Genomic DNA, 14,668 nt, shown 5'->3' on the forward strand with positions numbered 1-14,668 from the left:
CTTCGAAATAAAGATCCTTTCATGTCACAAAAACATAAGCTAGAAAATTTTACCGCCATTTTACGCACTTTACAATGATCACTTTATATAATTTTATTCTTTATTTTCGAGAATTTTAATAATTAATACCATAAAACAATAATAGCAGCTTCGACTACAAGATAAGTCTCAGCTGCTATTATCAGCATATGTGTTATATTACTCAAGCCTCGCCGGCAAAGAGATTTGCAACATTCTTCCAACTGTAAAGATTCCTTGAGTAGAATCCCGCAACCTGATCCGCGCCTGCCGGAGGAAGAGTCGTGCCACACTCTATAGTACATCCCGGAACACCGCACATGATCTGAGCATAGTCTGCAAATGAACCATTTGGATGCGTATCAGACAGATCCACATCAATCCTATATCCGGTAGAGTTGTGAACCGTTGCAGCTATAAGCTGTGACATAGCAAACATTTCAGGGCTACATGTAGGTGCATAGAAATAGATAAGATTCCCTCTCATATGATAAGCAAGATAACAGTCAAAGCTATTCTCTGAAAGGAGCTGCTCCAAAACCGTAGTCTCAACTTCCGATGAAGGAGCTATTCCTTCATAAAAGGCATAAGAATTGGAAGGCATCCTGGTTTCTGCAAGTCCGAAACCAATCGGGAAATTGCGATTGATGTCAACTCCATTAGCATTGGACTTCCAGGCACTATAATGACCTATGAAACCTATAAAAGCCTGATAATTAGCATCAGATGCTGCATTTGCGCCGCTCTGAGCTATAGAGACGCCGTCAGGATTGACCATAGGTACTATGGTAAAACAGGTTGTAGATAGAAGCTCTTTTTCATTAGCTGCGTAATACTCTGCCATCTTCATGACAAGAGGTGTTACATAATACTCCCTTCCATGGATTGAAGCATGCACCAGAATCTGTCTGGGAGCACTCGGATTACCAAGTCTAAGCACAAGTATCTGGTGTCCAAGAGCAGTCTGCGCCCTAAGTTCATAGCTGACAACATCCGGATAATACGTGCTAAGTGCCTGCGCATCAAGAAGCATACGCTCATAGGTATAAATCCCTTCAAAAGACACTATTTCAGGAGCACCTTCTGCTGATGAATCTATAGTATTGGTATATGCAAGCGATACTGCGATCACAAGTACCATCATCATAGCGATTCTTCGAAGTATACTATTACTGCCTAAAACTTTTTTCAAAATAAACACCTTCTCTTTCTGTAACCAAGTTTTAATTCTGCGCAAAGTACATATCTATGCCATATATCAGCCCCTCTACCATAAGCTTTTGGAACTCATCATCATTCATTTTCTGATCTTCTGATGCATTGGTCATAAATCCCATCTCGATTATGGTAACCGGAACCCTGGACCAGTTGATACCTGTCATGGTATCTGTCTCTGATACTCCGCGGCTCTTAATACCTGTTACCTGCGTATATCCTGACAGGATACATTCTGATAATAGTCTGCTGCTCTGATACAGGTCTGCATTGTATGGATTGGAAGGACTCTGACATAAAGTTGTAGCACCTGTAACACTGCTATTATCACTACCGTCTGCATGAAGCCTTATAAATATATCTGCACATGATGCATTAGCCAATTGGGCTCTTTCGGCATTACTGATATTGACATCGTTTGATTCGCGCACCAAGACAACATTATAACCCTTTAATAGCAGCTCGTCACGAAGAAGTAATGCTATATCAAGGGTAAGTTCGTATTCAGGAATCCCTGTAGATACGCCTTTGGTTCCTCCTGCTACCTTGGTCTTCATAATAGATGAGCCCGGTCCTACAGGTTCCTTGTCATAATCCCCCCTTGCCTGATGCCCCGGATCTATAGCAATTGTATATATGTGCGCATTATAGATATTATCGCTTTGAGAGTTTTCAGTCGCATTTATATCAGCATCATTATCAGTTGCATTATTATCAACAGCATTATTACCAGTTGTATTATCAGAAGTATTATCAGAAGCATTTTCATAGGCTACTTCTTTATCATCTGCTTTATCTCCCGCTGTATCGAAGCCATACAAAGGCGGCGTATTGTAAAGCCCCTTAAGATGATTTAGCTCCGCCGCACACGCAGGAGATAACAGGCTATTATAGCTATAGAGTATAAAACCCGGCTGATTATTGTTTCTAAGCTCCATAACCTGATACATGATATTGGCATCAGATAAGCTCCAGCCAAGATCTGATGCAGGCTTAACCTCTGCCATATATAATGCCAGACCTACATACATAGGAAGACCAAGCTTATTAAGCGTGATCCACTGAAGCAGTCTGTTTGAAAAAAGCGTAACACTGCCATCTCTTGAATACATGTTGGTCCAGTAAATCTGTGGAGCTATATAATCGATATACCCGGGGACTGACATCCAGGTTACGATATCTGCCCCCTTTGCAATGTTATTGTCAACATTGCCAGTAGGGCTTATTCCGAATACTTTACCGTATTTGTGGCAGGTCTTATACACATCCGCAACAAGGCTGTTATGAACAGATGCATCCATCACCGGGAAGTAGTCATCAAAGTGGATCCCATCAACCTTATAATTTCTAAGTATCTCATCGATACCCGCAACAATATTATCATGTGTGGCAAGACTTGCATCTCCGCAGTATTCGCCGTTTCTAAATCCGTAAGGATTGATCCAGGCATGTATGGACAGCCCCTTTTTATGAGCGATATCTACCATGATCTTAAGAGGATCATATCCGGGATCTGTCCCCATCAGCATCTCTGTACTCCAGGGATAGATCTTGGAAGGATATACCGCATCATTGTGAGATCTTACATGCATTATCAGCGTATTGCAGCCTGCGCCCAGGATATTGTCTGTTATAGTTTCAAAAGCCTTGGTAAAAGAATCTTTATCTTTGCCCTGAAGATATTTTTGCCAGTCGCGAAAAGAAAACCAGACAGCTCTGACTTCAGTATCTATGCTGCTTGAAGCATTAAGAGTCATGACATCTTTGGCTTTTGCATTTAAAGATGTATTAGGAGCCAAAAGGAACATAAGTAGAATAAAAGACATAATAGCAGACACTATTACAGATAACTTCTTTTTTCCCATAAATTACCCCTTTCCTTACCTTCGTGTACAACTTCAAATATATGACGCATTACAATACAGCATTATGTCCTTGCAAGAATCTTCTCTATATCCTCTGCTCTCATAGGTTTACCCCTCATAAAGCCCTGGGTTGCATCGCAGCCTATGCTCTTAAGGAATTCTTCCTGCTGACTTGTCTCAACACCCTCTGCAACAACCTTATAATGCCTTGAATGAGCAATCTCTACGATCTTCTCGATCATGAACAGGTTCTCCTTGGTAGGCTCTGTTCTTATAAGCGACTGATCTATCTTGAGGCACGAGAATGGAAGCCTGTTAAGATAGCTAAGGGATGAATAGCCCGTCCCGTAATCATCTATGGAAAGCCTTATCCCACCTTCTGTAAACTGGTTAAAATAGTCTGTCGTAGCACTTGAAGTTGTAAGGAATGAGCTTTCTGTTATCTCAATGACTATATACGAAGGATCGATATTATATGAAGAGAGCTTTTCAAATACATAATTGGGATATCCCCTGTCACTTAACTGAAGATTAGAAAAATTAATGGATACGGAAGGCACATTGTAACCTTTTCCAAGCCACTCACCTATCTGTTTGATGGTCTTGTGAGTAACTACCCTGTCTATCTTGATGATAGACATATTCTCTTCTGCAACAGGTATGAACTCTCCCGGACCTGCAATATTATTCTTAAGACGTACCAAAGCCTCCATGCCAAAGAGCTTATCTGTTCCCGTTATAAACTGAGGCTGATAGAAGATCTCAAATCCATCATCAGAAAGAGCCTCTTCTATAGTTGCTTTGATCTTGCGTCTTCTAACCTGAGCCTTGCCAAGATCCTGATTGAAGAAATAGTAATTGTGTCGAAGTTTGTCCTTGGCATATCTTAATGCTTCACTTGCATTATTAAACGCACTCAGACTGTCCATGGAAGGAGTTCTAAGCGTAGCGCCCACAGTAACATTAACTGCAAAGCTTTGACTATCAAGTGTGACAGGCTCGTCAAAAGATCTGATGATACTGCGGCAGTATTCTTCTATATTGTCTACAGAAGATTCTTTTAACAAAATTATGAATTCGTCGCCTCCAAGTCTTCCTATAATGCTATCTTTAGAAGCACTTGCCTTAAGCCTTGATGCAGTCTCAACGATGACCTTGTCTCCTGCATTATTGCCATAAAGGTCATTGATGGATCTAAAGTCATCTATATCTACAAGTATGAACCCATAATGATCTTTGCCGGCAGATATCCCTCGCATCTTATCATCAAGATATCCTCTGTTAGGAAGACCGGTCAGATAGTCTCTTGAAAGGAATCTCTGGCGGCGTCTGCTCTGAAGTATTATCTCAAGGAATATTACTACAATGATCACTATGCAAGGTATTATGATGTTATGGTATTCTTTCATGAATTCGGCAAATGACAGAGGAGCATTCCTTATGGTACTCCACTTGGGAAGTGAAGACGTTTTTATACCATATCTATCAAGAATATCCTTATCATATACAGGGATTGTCGGTGTCTTGTCTATTACAGTAATATCCCTTGGATCTCTGCCATTTATTATCTGCATTGCCATGATAGCAGCCATCTCTCCTGCCTTGACTGAATCATAGACTATTCCGCCTGCAACTCCCTTATCTGTAAGATCATATGCAAAGCAGAACACAGGCACAGAAGAACTCTGTGTAAGTATCAGTGCATTGTACAAAAAGCTGTTGACCATGCCATCACTTGTCTCGTAGGCATCACTTAATATAACAACACTATCAGATGACAGATTCTTAAGAAGCTCACAGGCAATGGTCATATCTGTCTCAGAGATATTGACAAATATCCATTCAAATTCGCTATATTTCTTTTCCAGTTCAATAAATTCTGCCTGATCCAGCCTTCCTATATAACTGTTATCTGTCACTACATAAAACTTTTTAACTTTGGGAAGCATGTTGTGGATGGCCTTAACATTGCCCTCAAAGTCATAGTTTTCTGTAATACCGGTAACATTATCATACTCCTTAGCAGCCTTTATATTGGCATCATCCTGTATTCCCATATATACTACAGGCACGCCATCGATAAGTTCATCATGATCTAGCAAAAAAGAAAGTGCAGCATCATCAAGGGATATGATGCAATCATATTTTTTGCCACTTAAAAGTTTGTTGGAAAGATAGGAATAGTAGATCCTGATATCTTCTTCAGAGTCATAACGCCTTGAATCCATGAATTCAAAGCTCAAGTTATAACTTGATTCAGAAAGGATATTATTGATGCCCTGAATTTCAGGCTCGACTATAGTATCTCTCATACTATAGGAACTTAATATGAGAACATTGATCCTGGTATCTTCGCGGGCATACTGCATATAAGTAAATTCTTTGTCATCGGCCACATAAGAGTCTTTTGGTGCAGTTTCTTTTTCATCAGTATCTGATATTAAATCTATATCTGATTCTGTATTATCAACATCTGACTCATTTTCTTTTATCTCTTTTTCGTCATCATATACGCCTGATATTACTCCGGCCTGTATCATAGGGATTGCATATGAGTGCATGACAAAAAGTCCCATTCCCGCCATAATACTCAGGCATAGGGCAAGGCAAGGCATGAATCTTTTTAAGAATCCAAGCTTTTTCATTGTCACCTCAACAGGCCGTATTTGGGACTTAAAGCCTATATCTTTTTTCGGACAAAAGGTGGTTTTGCATTATAGTTTTGGTATTATCGAAATGGTATAATTCATCTTAAAAAACACATATTATTATCTATGGGGGATACATATGGAATATTTGTATAGGGATGCTCTGTCAAGAGCTGGTAATGTTCATGCAATAACTGATCTTTGGGATGATTTAAGGGGGAGTATTACAGAAAATGCCAGGAAGTATCTTATCAAAGATGCTGAGCATTATCTTGAATATAGTTTTGCTCCTATTCCTGCAACTTTATTTATGGACTTTAAGCGTACAGGGAACAGGGTGCGTTTTGAAGATGTTTATTTTAACAAAAGACGTGTGCTTAATTCGCTTGTACTCGGTGAATTGTGCGAAGATAAGGGGCGTTTTGTCGATGATATCATAAACGGGATCTATAGCATATGTGAGGAAAGCGCCTGGCAGCTTCCTGCACATAACTCATATAAGCGCGATACTCCTCAGAATATACTGCCTGATACTGACAGGCCTATAATTGAACTTTTTGCCTGCGAGACAGGGGCTCAGCTTGCTACTATCTCCTATGTCCTTAAAGATAAACTTGACAGTGTATCTGAGGAGATCTGTCATCGTATTAATTCCGAGCTTACAAAGCGTATCATAAAGCCATATCTTAATGAACATTTCTGGTGGATGGGCAGGGAAGACGAGCCTATGTGCAACTGGACTATCTGGTGTACTCAGAACATCCTTCTTACTACTGCCCAGATGGACGATCCCACTATACCTTTAGAAGACATTCTAAGCAAAGCTGCAGGATCTGTAGATTATTTTCTCAAAGACTACGGCGATGACGGATGCTGTGATGAAGGGGCTATGTACTATCATCATGCCGGGCTGTGCATGTATATCACAACTTATCTTCTGGACCTCATGACAGATGGCGCTTTCAAAGGCTGTATGAAGAATGCCAAGATCAAAAATATCGCAGAATATATCTCCAATGTTCATATTCATGGTAGTTTTTATCTTAACTATGCAGACTGCGCTCCAATATTAGAGCCTGCCGGCGCAAGAGAATACCTTCTTGGCAAAATGGTTGACAGTCCGTCTCTCATGTCATATGCTGCGCTGGATTTCAAGGCTTCATTAGACAGCCATGCAAAGTCATCTACTGATAGTTCTGCCACTGTCAAAGTCTTAGATGAGCACTATCTTAAGGATGAGATCAATCTCTCCTACAGGCTGCTGACCATAATGTATGAAAAAGAGATCCTAAACTATGCCAAAGAGAACCCTGATCAGATACCCGCAGGTAATGTATACTATGAAAGCGCCGGTGTATTTGTAACAAGGCATGGCGATATAGCGCTGTCAGTCAAAGCAGGTGACAATGATGACAGTCACAATCACAATGATACGGGAAGTGTTATTTTATATGCCAAGAACAAACCTGCTCTAATAGATGTCGGTGTTGAAAGTTATACTGCCAAGACCTTCTCAGAAAGACGCTACGAGATATGGACTATGCAGTCAGGTTATCACAATCTTCCCACTATTGCAGGATACGACCAGCTTCCGGGAGTAGATTATCATGCAAGCAACGTACACGTATCTGATGATCTTACCAGCATAGAACTTGATATCCGGGATGCATATCCGCAGGAATGCAAGCTAAGATCATACAAAAGGTATGCATCTTTAATATCTGAATGTAAACTAGTCATCAAAGACAGCTGGGAATTTGAAGATGATGCTGACAATAAAGATATCATTCTTAACTTCATGACTTATGAAAAGCCGGAAGTTAAGTTATCAGAAGATCCAAGTACAGACGGAATCTTTAAGATCGGCGATCTATGCACCTTTAAGGTCACTGGAGCCGGCAGATACGAGATAGAGGCAATACCTGTAACTGATCCACGCCTTCAAAAGACCTGGAAACATGAAATATACAGGGTACGCTTCTATCCCTGCGAAAGCTCAAATGAATTCACACTTAGCGCAATATAACTTGAATTGCTGCTTAGTCGGTGCAGTATCCCCAAAAGCTTTACTGGGGATACTGCACCGGCTCTATGGCAAGCTTGGGTTAGTAATGAAAAGTGCCTCAGAATGCATTTTGCAAACTGAGGCGCACTTATTATTAACTAACTTTTTTTCACTGAAGAACCACATCTCCGTTATTCTTGAGCATGCTGCGAAGGCTTATGATACGGTCCCAGTTTCCGTCAGATTCTGTCGCCGGTATCCAGCACTTGCCCTGAAGATAGATGTAATGATAATAATAGTACATATCTCTTTCAAGTCTCTCTGTAGACAGCCCAAAGAGCTTAGAGAATCTGTTGATCGCAGGAATCTCCTCTTCTGTATACATAACAGCCATAGCCCCGCTTTCAAGCATAGGGAGTATATGATTCTTGGCATAATCAAAACCTTCATCCCAGGCTCTGTTATCATCCTTGTCTATTCCTCGTGAGGGATTATACTCACTTCCGGCCTCATCAAGGATAGCCTTGATAGCATCAAGGCTTGCAATATTGGTATTGGATGAAAGATTGGAAATAAAATCACGGAACATAGTAAGTATATTAGTATCATCTGCAACTGAAGCAAACCACATCTTACCATTCTCATCATCAAGGACTATAGCTTTGTCATAGGTAAATACCTCATCACCACTACATCTTGATGCAGTCTGTGAATAGCATATATTCTGGGATATCGCACGAGAATCTTTCATGTTATGAATACATGCATTTAATATAGCTACCATATACTTGGTATCTACTATAAGCATAAAGGGAAGCTTGGACTTACTGACTCCTACAGCATCTATTGTAAATCGGCCTGCACTTGCGGGCTCTTCTAAGGCTACAAGGATGCCTTTTCTTATGACTTCTTCACTCTTGTCAGCACGGGTAATCTTTAAATATGTATTAGAAGACAAATAATCCATAGAAACCTTCCCCTTCCTAGGAATATCAAAAAGTTTTAGCTATTTCTACTCCCACATAATAATCTGTCAAAACCACAATACGAGCGGTTCTACTGGTTTTTATTAAATTCAAGTTATCTAATATAATAATAACACATCCTGTCATGTTATTGTAAAAAGACAAATAAAAAAATCGGCAAATCGCACATGTTGTGGATTCTGATCTAAAAATGTTCACTTAGTCTTTATCGCTACTTCTTTTCCGGAAAATGCCATACCCAGCTTGATGATATCATGAATCCCAGCTTGTACCATTTCAGAGTCATAGTGCTTGTTATCTATTTGTTTCAGAGCTTTATCAGCGAGTTTAGATAATGCGTTTTGCTCCATATCTTTTTCCCATTTTATTTCTATAATTATCCCGGCATGGTTTTTATCTTTTGGGAAAAGACTGACATCATATCTACCATCTCCAGACTCACGATTTGATTTGATCTTGTACTGGTTATCCATTAGAGCAATCAGGCCAAGAACAAGTCCATGATAAAATCCTTCTGCTCCGGCATCGTAGAAGCTTATAGATTTGGTCATGTATTCGCCAACTGCCTTCTGAAGTCTGTCTTTATCATTTGAATAAAGACTCTCTGCGATAATATTGGAAGTAGCATCTTTGATAACTCCAATTGTTGTATAGTATGACAATATCTCGCTTTTATAAACTGCAAAGATTTCATTATTTGGAATTGCTATTTCACACAGATAACTTCCATCTGCCTGCAACTGTTTTTTAACTGGTTTTAAATAGCCTGCAACAAGAAGTATGCTGTATATATTTGCTGGATCATCAGACAGGGATCTGTAAACAGTTGTCTGGTTGATCCTTGCCACTACTTTTTCGCCCTGCATTAAAGCAAGTAGCCTTTCATAAACATCATCAGAAGATACCTTCATAACATCTTCTATGATTTCATTTCTACCCGCATTAACCCAATATGCCTGGGGATTGCAATCTTTTGATATGTAATTGATAACAGACCATGGGTTATAGATTTCCTGATTACCAAAAATATATCCATCGTACCATTGCTGCAGCTCTTTTTCCTTATGAGTACATCCATAGTATTCCAGCATCTGATGTACTTCTGGATAGGTAAATCCAAAGAAGCTTTCGAAATCATCGTCTAGTACGGTATTGACTGAAAGATTATTAAGTCCACTGAAAATGCTCTCCTGAGCTATGCTAAGAATTCCTGTAAGGAAGCCATATGCAAGATACTTGTTATCTTTGAATCCTCCGGAAAACAGATTACGCATAAATCCTATTATTTCGTCATAGAAATTTTTGGAATAGCCTTCCTGAATTGGCGTATCATACTCATCTACGATTATTATGGCATTCGTTTCGTAGTGCTTATATAACATTCTGGAAAGATTCTCCAAAGCTGCGGATAGTTCCACCTCGTTTGCAGAGCCATTTACTATCTTGTTGTAATAAGCCTTTTCATAATCCGCCAATTTAGGACTATCAGCCAGCTTGTCATGCCTGCCATATTCAGTCTGAAGGAGAGCTGACAATTTTGATAAAGTAGCTTCCCAAGAATCAAACTTTACATCTTTGAAAGATAAGAATATAACTGGGTATTTACCCTGATGTCTCGTATATTCTTCTCCACAGGCCCATATTCTCTTATCTTTGAAATATATGCTGGTGTCTTCTTCTGACATTTCAAAGAAAACCCTGAGCATATCCATGTTGAGAGTTTTTCCAAATCTTCTAGGTCTGGTGAACAGTGAAACCAAGGGCTTTTTGTCGAGAAAATCCTTGATAAGCAAAGTTTTATCAACGTAATAGTATTCGGATTGAGCACGAACATAGTCAGAAATTCCGATGGGAAGAGGCTTTCTGAACATAGTAGCATTAGGCGCGGTGGAATTATCAGTGTTTGGTACAAGAACGGCTTTGTTATCACTTTTCCTGTACTCCCCTGTTTTAACTCTGCTATCTTCCGGCTTAACAACATCATCTGGAATCTGCCAAATTCTACCTTCTTTATACGCACCAGGGATCTTGCCTCTATTGCACAAATATGAAACTGTCCGTTCGGATATTCCCCATTCAATTGCGATTTCTTTGCTAGTTTTCATATATTCTCCAAAATCAGTAGACGTTTTTACGATACATTCTACTACTATTATAAATATATTGCGGCAATATATCAAGTTTTGGAGGATTTTTGCCGCAATATATCATTTTCCACGGTAATATATCAAACTTTTTGCGGCAATATATCATGTCGTTTTGATATATTGCCGCAAATCATCACAATTTCTTATCTTGTTCAGCCCATATCTTCTTGTATACGTAATGACTCAAAGCTTCATCGAATTTTCATCTCCCAATGCACCCAACTATAAGCACACCGGCTTATGCTATTTAGTTTTTTACTCATTTTATCAAGAGCTACTCCAAATACTTCTGTATAATTAAATTACGATATCGTAACAGAAAGGACCAAGAGCATGGAAAATATTCAGCTGCTTATAGAAGCTATGGAATATATAGAAGACAATCTATCCCAGCCGCTTAAAACAGATACTATTGCTGATCATTTGTACTGCTCAAAGTCTACTATTGAGAAGCTTTTCAGGTACATTAACAACATCAGTATCAGGGATTATATAATTCGAAGGCGTATGAGTAAGGCCTCAAAAGAGATTGTCCATAATCCGGAAAAGTCCTTGCTTAATATTGGTTTGGACTATGGTTATAGCAGCAATGAAGCCTTTTCAAGAGCTTTCTACAGCGTATGGCAGGTCTCACCTTCAGAGTTTAGAAATAATCCCTCTGAATTTGAACTGTTTCCCGGTTACAAACTTGACCGGGAGCTAATGGAGGAAAAGACAATGACTGATAGGAAAAAGATTGATATAAGTAAGCTTTATGATTGCATCAAAGAAAGAAAAGACTGTTATCTGGTGCTTGGTGATATCAAGAGCCTTATTCCGGTAAATGAGATTTCCCATAAAGCAGGAGATCTGGCAATAATAACTGCCATGAAGCGCATGGAGCAGGCATCCGGCGACGAGGATATCGTTTTTCGAATTGGCGGTGATGAATTCGTGATCCTGACAAATTCCAAGGATGAAGACTATGCAAGAAGTATATGCGAAAAGATCATCAGCCACAACGAAGAGGTTATATCCTGGAATGGACAAGAAATCCCGCTCTCATTGTATGTAAAATTAGTGCGTTATGAAGGTGGAACAGCTCTTCGATATTCTGAGTTTTTCACAATGCTTCAGAATGAGCTTAGTGAAGAATTCAAGAACCAGTATCCTGGCAGACTTTCCGATTAATGTTTTAAGGGGCTGTCGCACTAGATGATTTGATCATCTTTAAGAGCAAGAAAGCATTTTTGTTTTTGATCAAACTTAGTTTTATCCATATTCAGAGTTATATATCAGATTTTTATATAATTTCGAAGGAGCCGAACCTACATAATATAGATTCAGCTCCCTAATCATTTTATTCGCTTTATTTCATTTTTTTGCCAGTCTTGCGATAATCTATTCACATATTATCCTATGTTTTATCTACATTAACAGCAACAAATGAAAGTTCAGACTCTTCACCTTTATCTAATATACTCAAAAGTCTACAAGCTGGTCCTGTAGGATGTGTTCGCCCCAGTTCCCAAGCCTCGACCGTCTTTTTTGACACTCCCATATAATTAGCAAAAACAGTTTGTGTCATACCGGCTTTGTTACGTATACTCTTGATCTGACTATTCGAATACTTGGTTACAGGAGCGATCACAAATGCTGTCTTCTTAGCCTTACCAATGCCTTTTTCATAATCTATAGCTTCTTGTAATCCTTCACATAAATCGTCAAATAATGAACTCATGATCTGTCCCTCCTGTTCTTGGCAGCCTCTTCCTTAAGGGATTTTACAAGTTTCTTCAGAATCTGCTTTTCATTTGGTGTAAGATTATCCTGCTCATCTTTTGTAAAAGCTGTGATCAGATAAATCACTTCATATTCTTCAAAATCTGTATAACATACCCTTATGCTTCCACTCTTTCCTCTATTCTCCAAAGGAAATCTTACTTTACGTATTCCGCCGGTACCTTCCATCACTGGTCCAGATAACGGATCTTTCAACAGCCATAATTGAAGTGCTGTTAGCTCTTTGTCCGTTAATCCTATTTCTTTCCATCTTTTAGTAAATAAGGGAACTTCTATAAAAGTTCTGCTCAACATATAATCTTCTAATCTCATAATCACAATATACACCCTACAATGTAGGGTGTCAATGATACAAGTCTTATACTTTCATAGTCAGCAATAATATATTTCAGTAACATTCCAGGTATCATTCTGATAATAACCAATCCATTCTCCTTAACAGAATCGACCATATTTTTCAAGATATTTTCAGGATTAGACAGATGCCTAAGTACAGACTGGCATATTGCAATATCATACTCTTCAGTTGGCACATATTCATTTAGATCAACAACAGCCAATCCATAGAACAAAGGTACTCATAAAAAGTCTGATATTCCGGAACCTCCCACTTGCCTTCTACATATGCAAGCAGATCGGTATCAGCTCTGTAATCTTCGATTGCACATTTGCCATATGAGTATAAATGGTCACAATCTTTTCCCAGCCAGAAATTCCCAGACTCCACATCATAAACCATAATTTGCCTTTTATATATTACGTGTTATATACCCAATAGAATATCAGAATACTTCTTGCGGCCCAGCTCGCCAAAATCAAGTTTCTTTTTCTCAAAACCGTAAATAAGTATACCTTCTTTACCTTGTTCAAGTTCAGCGCATACTTTTCCTGACGCATCTACAAAACATGTTGGTGCAGTTTGATTAGGAAAAGTTGCATTAACTGTCAAACACGGAGTTACATTCTCTACTGCTCTGGTTATAATATGACTTCTTATAAGCTGATATCTGTTATCATCTGCTTTATCAGCAACATCATAGAAAAGAAATATATTCAAATCTGTGTTTTCCAAATACAATTGCCTGAAGTATTCTGGAAATCGTATTTCATAACAGATTCTTACTCCAACACGCAGGCCAGCGATATCAAAAATTCCAGCTTCTTCACCAGCACTAAAGTTATCTGCGTCCCAACCATACAAAGCTCTTTTGCCGTACCACTGCATAGGCTTGCCCGGAGAAAAATAATATGCTCTGTTATAGTATTTGCTGTTCTCATAAGCGATTGTTCCGATAATAATGCTGATTCCGTATCCTTCAGACATGCTTTGAAAATCAGCTAATATTTCACGTATTTTACAATCATCCACCTCTGCCGAACTTTCAATATCACGAGGGGGATAACCTGACAAAGAGCATTCTGGAAAAACTATAAGCTCAACCTTTTGCCCAGAAGCTTCAACTATAGCTCTTTTAATTGTTTCTATATTGTCATTGATATTCCCAGATACTGCAAATTGATAAGCTGCTATTTTCATAGTACCTCCAGTAGTTCTGATAAACTATCCATTTCATAATCCGGTCTTTCGCTTTCATCAGAGAAAATCCAATATTGCCCCATGCCTTGCTTAACCCAGATAGTTTTCATTCCCATTTTCTTAGCAGGCACAATATCATAGTCTATCCGGTCTCCAATCATAACAGCCTGATTAGCAGAACAGTTGGCTCTTTCAAGAGCAATCTCAAACATTCTTCTATCTGGCTTTGCAACACCTTCTTCTGCTGATGCCACGATAACATCTACGTACTTTCTTATCCCAAACTTTTCCAAGCGCTGCTACTTCTTCCTCTGTTCTCTGAACACTGTATTCATATTTATCATCTGTTTTCGGGAAATAATAATCTTCGATATCTCTGAATTCATAATGAAGCTGCTTTGCCAATGCTCTCCCCAAAGTACTTTTACCAGCTCCATTTAAACCACAAATAATGATACGCATATT

General features: G+C 39.0%; 14 protein-coding genes. 2 read left to right on the forward strand and 12 right to left on the reverse strand.

The annotated features are described in order from the left end of the window. Positions 1-202: 202 nt before the first annotated feature. The 3 genes from I7804_RS16345 to I7804_RS16355 all read right to left on the reverse strand — a co-directional run bounded on the left by I7804_RS16345 (position 203) and on the right by I7804_RS16355 (position 5,743). The gene (locus I7804_RS16345) at positions 203-1,210 is read right to left on the reverse strand and encodes a M14 family zinc carboxypeptidase (protein WP_248404198.1); all 1,008 of its coding nucleotides are present in this window, start codon (positions 1,208-1,210) and stop codon (positions 203-205) included. A gap of 31 nt (positions 1,211-1,241) precedes the next feature. Continuing rightward, positions 1,242-3,098 carry an N-acetylmuramoyl-L-alanine amidase gene (locus I7804_RS16350; protein WP_248404199.1) on the reverse strand — a complete coding sequence of 619 codons (1,857 nt, stop codon included), beginning with the start codon at positions 3,096-3,098 and terminating at the stop codon, positions 1,242-1,244. Positions 3,099-3,160: 62 nt separating this feature from the next. Continuing rightward, the gene (locus tag I7804_RS16355) at positions 3,161-5,743 is read right to left on the reverse strand and encodes an ABC transporter substrate binding protein (RefSeq protein WP_248404200.1); all 2,583 of its coding nucleotides are present in this window, start codon (positions 5,741-5,743) and stop codon (positions 3,161-3,163) included. Between the two features lie 142 nt (positions 5,744-5,885). On the opposite strand from I7804_RS16355, the gene I7804_RS16360 reads away from it, so the two are divergent. Beyond that, complete coding sequence (locus tag I7804_RS16360; protein ID WP_248404201.1) at positions 5,886-7,772, forward strand: heparinase II/III domain-containing protein; 1,887 nt, start codon at positions 5,886-5,888, stop codon at positions 7,770-7,772. 148 nt (positions 7,773-7,920) lie between these two features. Here I7804_RS16360 and I7804_RS16365 read toward each other — a convergent pair whose 3' ends face one another. Continuing rightward, positions 7,921-8,718, reverse strand: coding sequence for a hypothetical protein (locus I7804_RS16365; protein ID WP_248404202.1), 798 nt, complete (start codon positions 8,716-8,718; stop codon positions 7,921-7,923). A 213-nt stretch (positions 8,719-8,931) separates the two neighbouring features. Then, positions 8,932-10,842, reverse strand: coding sequence for an AAA family ATPase (locus tag I7804_RS16370; protein ID WP_248404203.1), 1,911 nt, complete (start codon positions 10,840-10,842; stop codon positions 8,932-8,934). A gap of 375 nt (positions 10,843-11,217) precedes the next feature. Here I7804_RS16370 and I7804_RS16375 point away from each other — a divergent pair, with 375 nt between their 5' ends. Continuing rightward, positions 11,218-12,054 carry a helix-turn-helix domain-containing protein gene (locus I7804_RS16375; RefSeq protein ID WP_248404204.1) on the forward strand — a complete coding sequence of 279 codons (837 nt, stop codon included), beginning with the start codon at positions 11,218-11,220 and terminating at the stop codon, positions 12,052-12,054. Positions 12,055-12,280: 226 nt separating this feature from the next. On the opposite strand, the gene I7804_RS16380 is transcribed toward I7804_RS16375, so the two are convergent. Genes I7804_RS16380 through I7804_RS19440 form a run of 7 tightly spaced genes read right to left on the reverse strand, consistent with a single transcriptional unit; the run spans position 12,281 to position 14,665 of the window. Then, on the reverse strand, positions 12,281-12,604 hold the full coding sequence (locus tag I7804_RS16380) for a helix-turn-helix domain-containing protein (RefSeq protein WP_022753442.1): 324 nt from the start codon (positions 12,602-12,604) through the stop codon (positions 12,281-12,283). Continuing rightward, complete coding sequence (locus I7804_RS16385) at positions 12,601-12,978, reverse strand: type II toxin-antitoxin system RelE/ParE family toxin (RefSeq protein WP_242830753.1); 378 nt, start codon at positions 12,976-12,978, stop codon at positions 12,601-12,603. The genes I7804_RS16380 and I7804_RS16385 overlap by 4 nt, the downstream gene beginning before the upstream one ends. Positions 12,979-12,980: 2 nt before the next feature. Then, positions 12,981-13,199: a methyltransferase domain-containing protein gene (locus I7804_RS19435; protein ID WP_420314868.1), complete on the reverse strand. Its 219-nt coding sequence runs from the start codon at positions 13,197-13,199 to the stop codon at positions 12,981-12,983. Positions 13,200-13,207: 8 nt separating this feature from the next. Then, positions 13,208-13,405, reverse strand: coding sequence for a hypothetical protein (locus I7804_RS16390; protein WP_248404205.1), 198 nt, complete (start codon positions 13,403-13,405; stop codon positions 13,208-13,210). Between the two features lie 24 nt (positions 13,406-13,429). Beyond that, positions 13,430-14,203: a carbon-nitrogen hydrolase family protein gene (locus tag I7804_RS16395; RefSeq protein ID WP_248404206.1), complete on the reverse strand. Its 774-nt coding sequence runs from the start codon at positions 14,201-14,203 to the stop codon at positions 13,430-13,432. Then, on the reverse strand, positions 14,200-14,496 hold the full coding sequence (locus tag I7804_RS16400) for an HAD family hydrolase (RefSeq protein ID WP_248404207.1): 297 nt from the start codon (positions 14,494-14,496) through the stop codon (positions 14,200-14,202). Before I7804_RS16400 ends, I7804_RS16395 begins: the two co-directional genes overlap by 4 nt. Beyond that, the gene (locus tag I7804_RS19440; RefSeq protein ID WP_248404208.1) at positions 14,420-14,665 is read right to left on the reverse strand and encodes an AAA family ATPase; all 246 of its coding nucleotides are present in this window, start codon (positions 14,663-14,665) and stop codon (positions 14,420-14,422) included. The genes I7804_RS16400 and I7804_RS19440 overlap by 77 nt, the downstream gene beginning before the upstream one ends. Positions 14,666-14,668 lie beyond the last annotated feature (3 nt).

The sequence above is a fragment of the Butyrivibrio fibrisolvens genome, assembly GCF_023206215.1.
Lineage (GTDB): Bacteria > Bacillota > Clostridia > Lachnospirales > Lachnospiraceae > Butyrivibrio > Butyrivibrio fibrisolvens_C.

Excerpts from the sequence above, each read along its gene's own strand:
- I7804_RS16370 (WP_248404203.1), bottom strand. The coding sequence starts at position 10,842 with ATGAAAACTAGCAAAGAAATCGCAATTGAATGGGGAATATCCGAACGG.
- I7804_RS16385 (WP_242830753.1), bottom strand. The coding sequence starts at position 12,978 with ATGAGATTAGAAGATTATATGTTGAGCAGAACTTTTATAGAAGTTCCC.
- I7804_RS16350 (WP_248404199.1), bottom strand. The coding sequence starts at position 3,098 with ATGGGAAAAAAGAAGTTATCTGTAATAGTGTCTGCTATTATGTCTTTT.
- I7804_RS19440 (WP_248404208.1), bottom strand. The coding sequence starts at position 14,665 with ATGCGTATCATTATTTGTGGTTTAAATGGAGCTGGTAAAAGTACTTTG.
- I7804_RS16360 (WP_248404201.1), top strand. The coding sequence starts at position 5,886 with ATGGAATATTTGTATAGGGATGCTCTGTCAAGAGCTGGTAATGTTCAT.
- I7804_RS16395 (WP_248404206.1), bottom strand. The coding sequence starts at position 14,203 with ATGAAAATAGCAGCTTATCAATTTGCAGTATCTGGGAATATCAATGAC.
- I7804_RS16365 (WP_248404202.1), bottom strand. The coding sequence starts at position 8,718 with ATGGATTATTTGTCTTCTAATACATATTTAAAGATTACCCGTGCTGAC.
- I7804_RS16355 (WP_248404200.1), bottom strand. The coding sequence starts at position 5,743 with ATGAAAAAGCTTGGATTCTTAAAAAGATTCATGCCTTGCCTTGCCCTA.
- I7804_RS16375 (WP_248404204.1), top strand. The coding sequence starts at position 11,218 with ATGGAAAATATTCAGCTGCTTATAGAAGCTATGGAATATATAGAAGAC.
- I7804_RS16390 (WP_248404205.1), bottom strand. The coding sequence starts at position 13,405 with ATGGTTTATGATGTGGAGTCTGGGAATTTCTGGCTGGGAAAAGATTGT.
- I7804_RS16380 (WP_022753442.1), bottom strand. The coding sequence starts at position 12,604 with ATGAGTTCATTATTTGACGATTTATGTGAAGGATTACAAGAAGCTATA.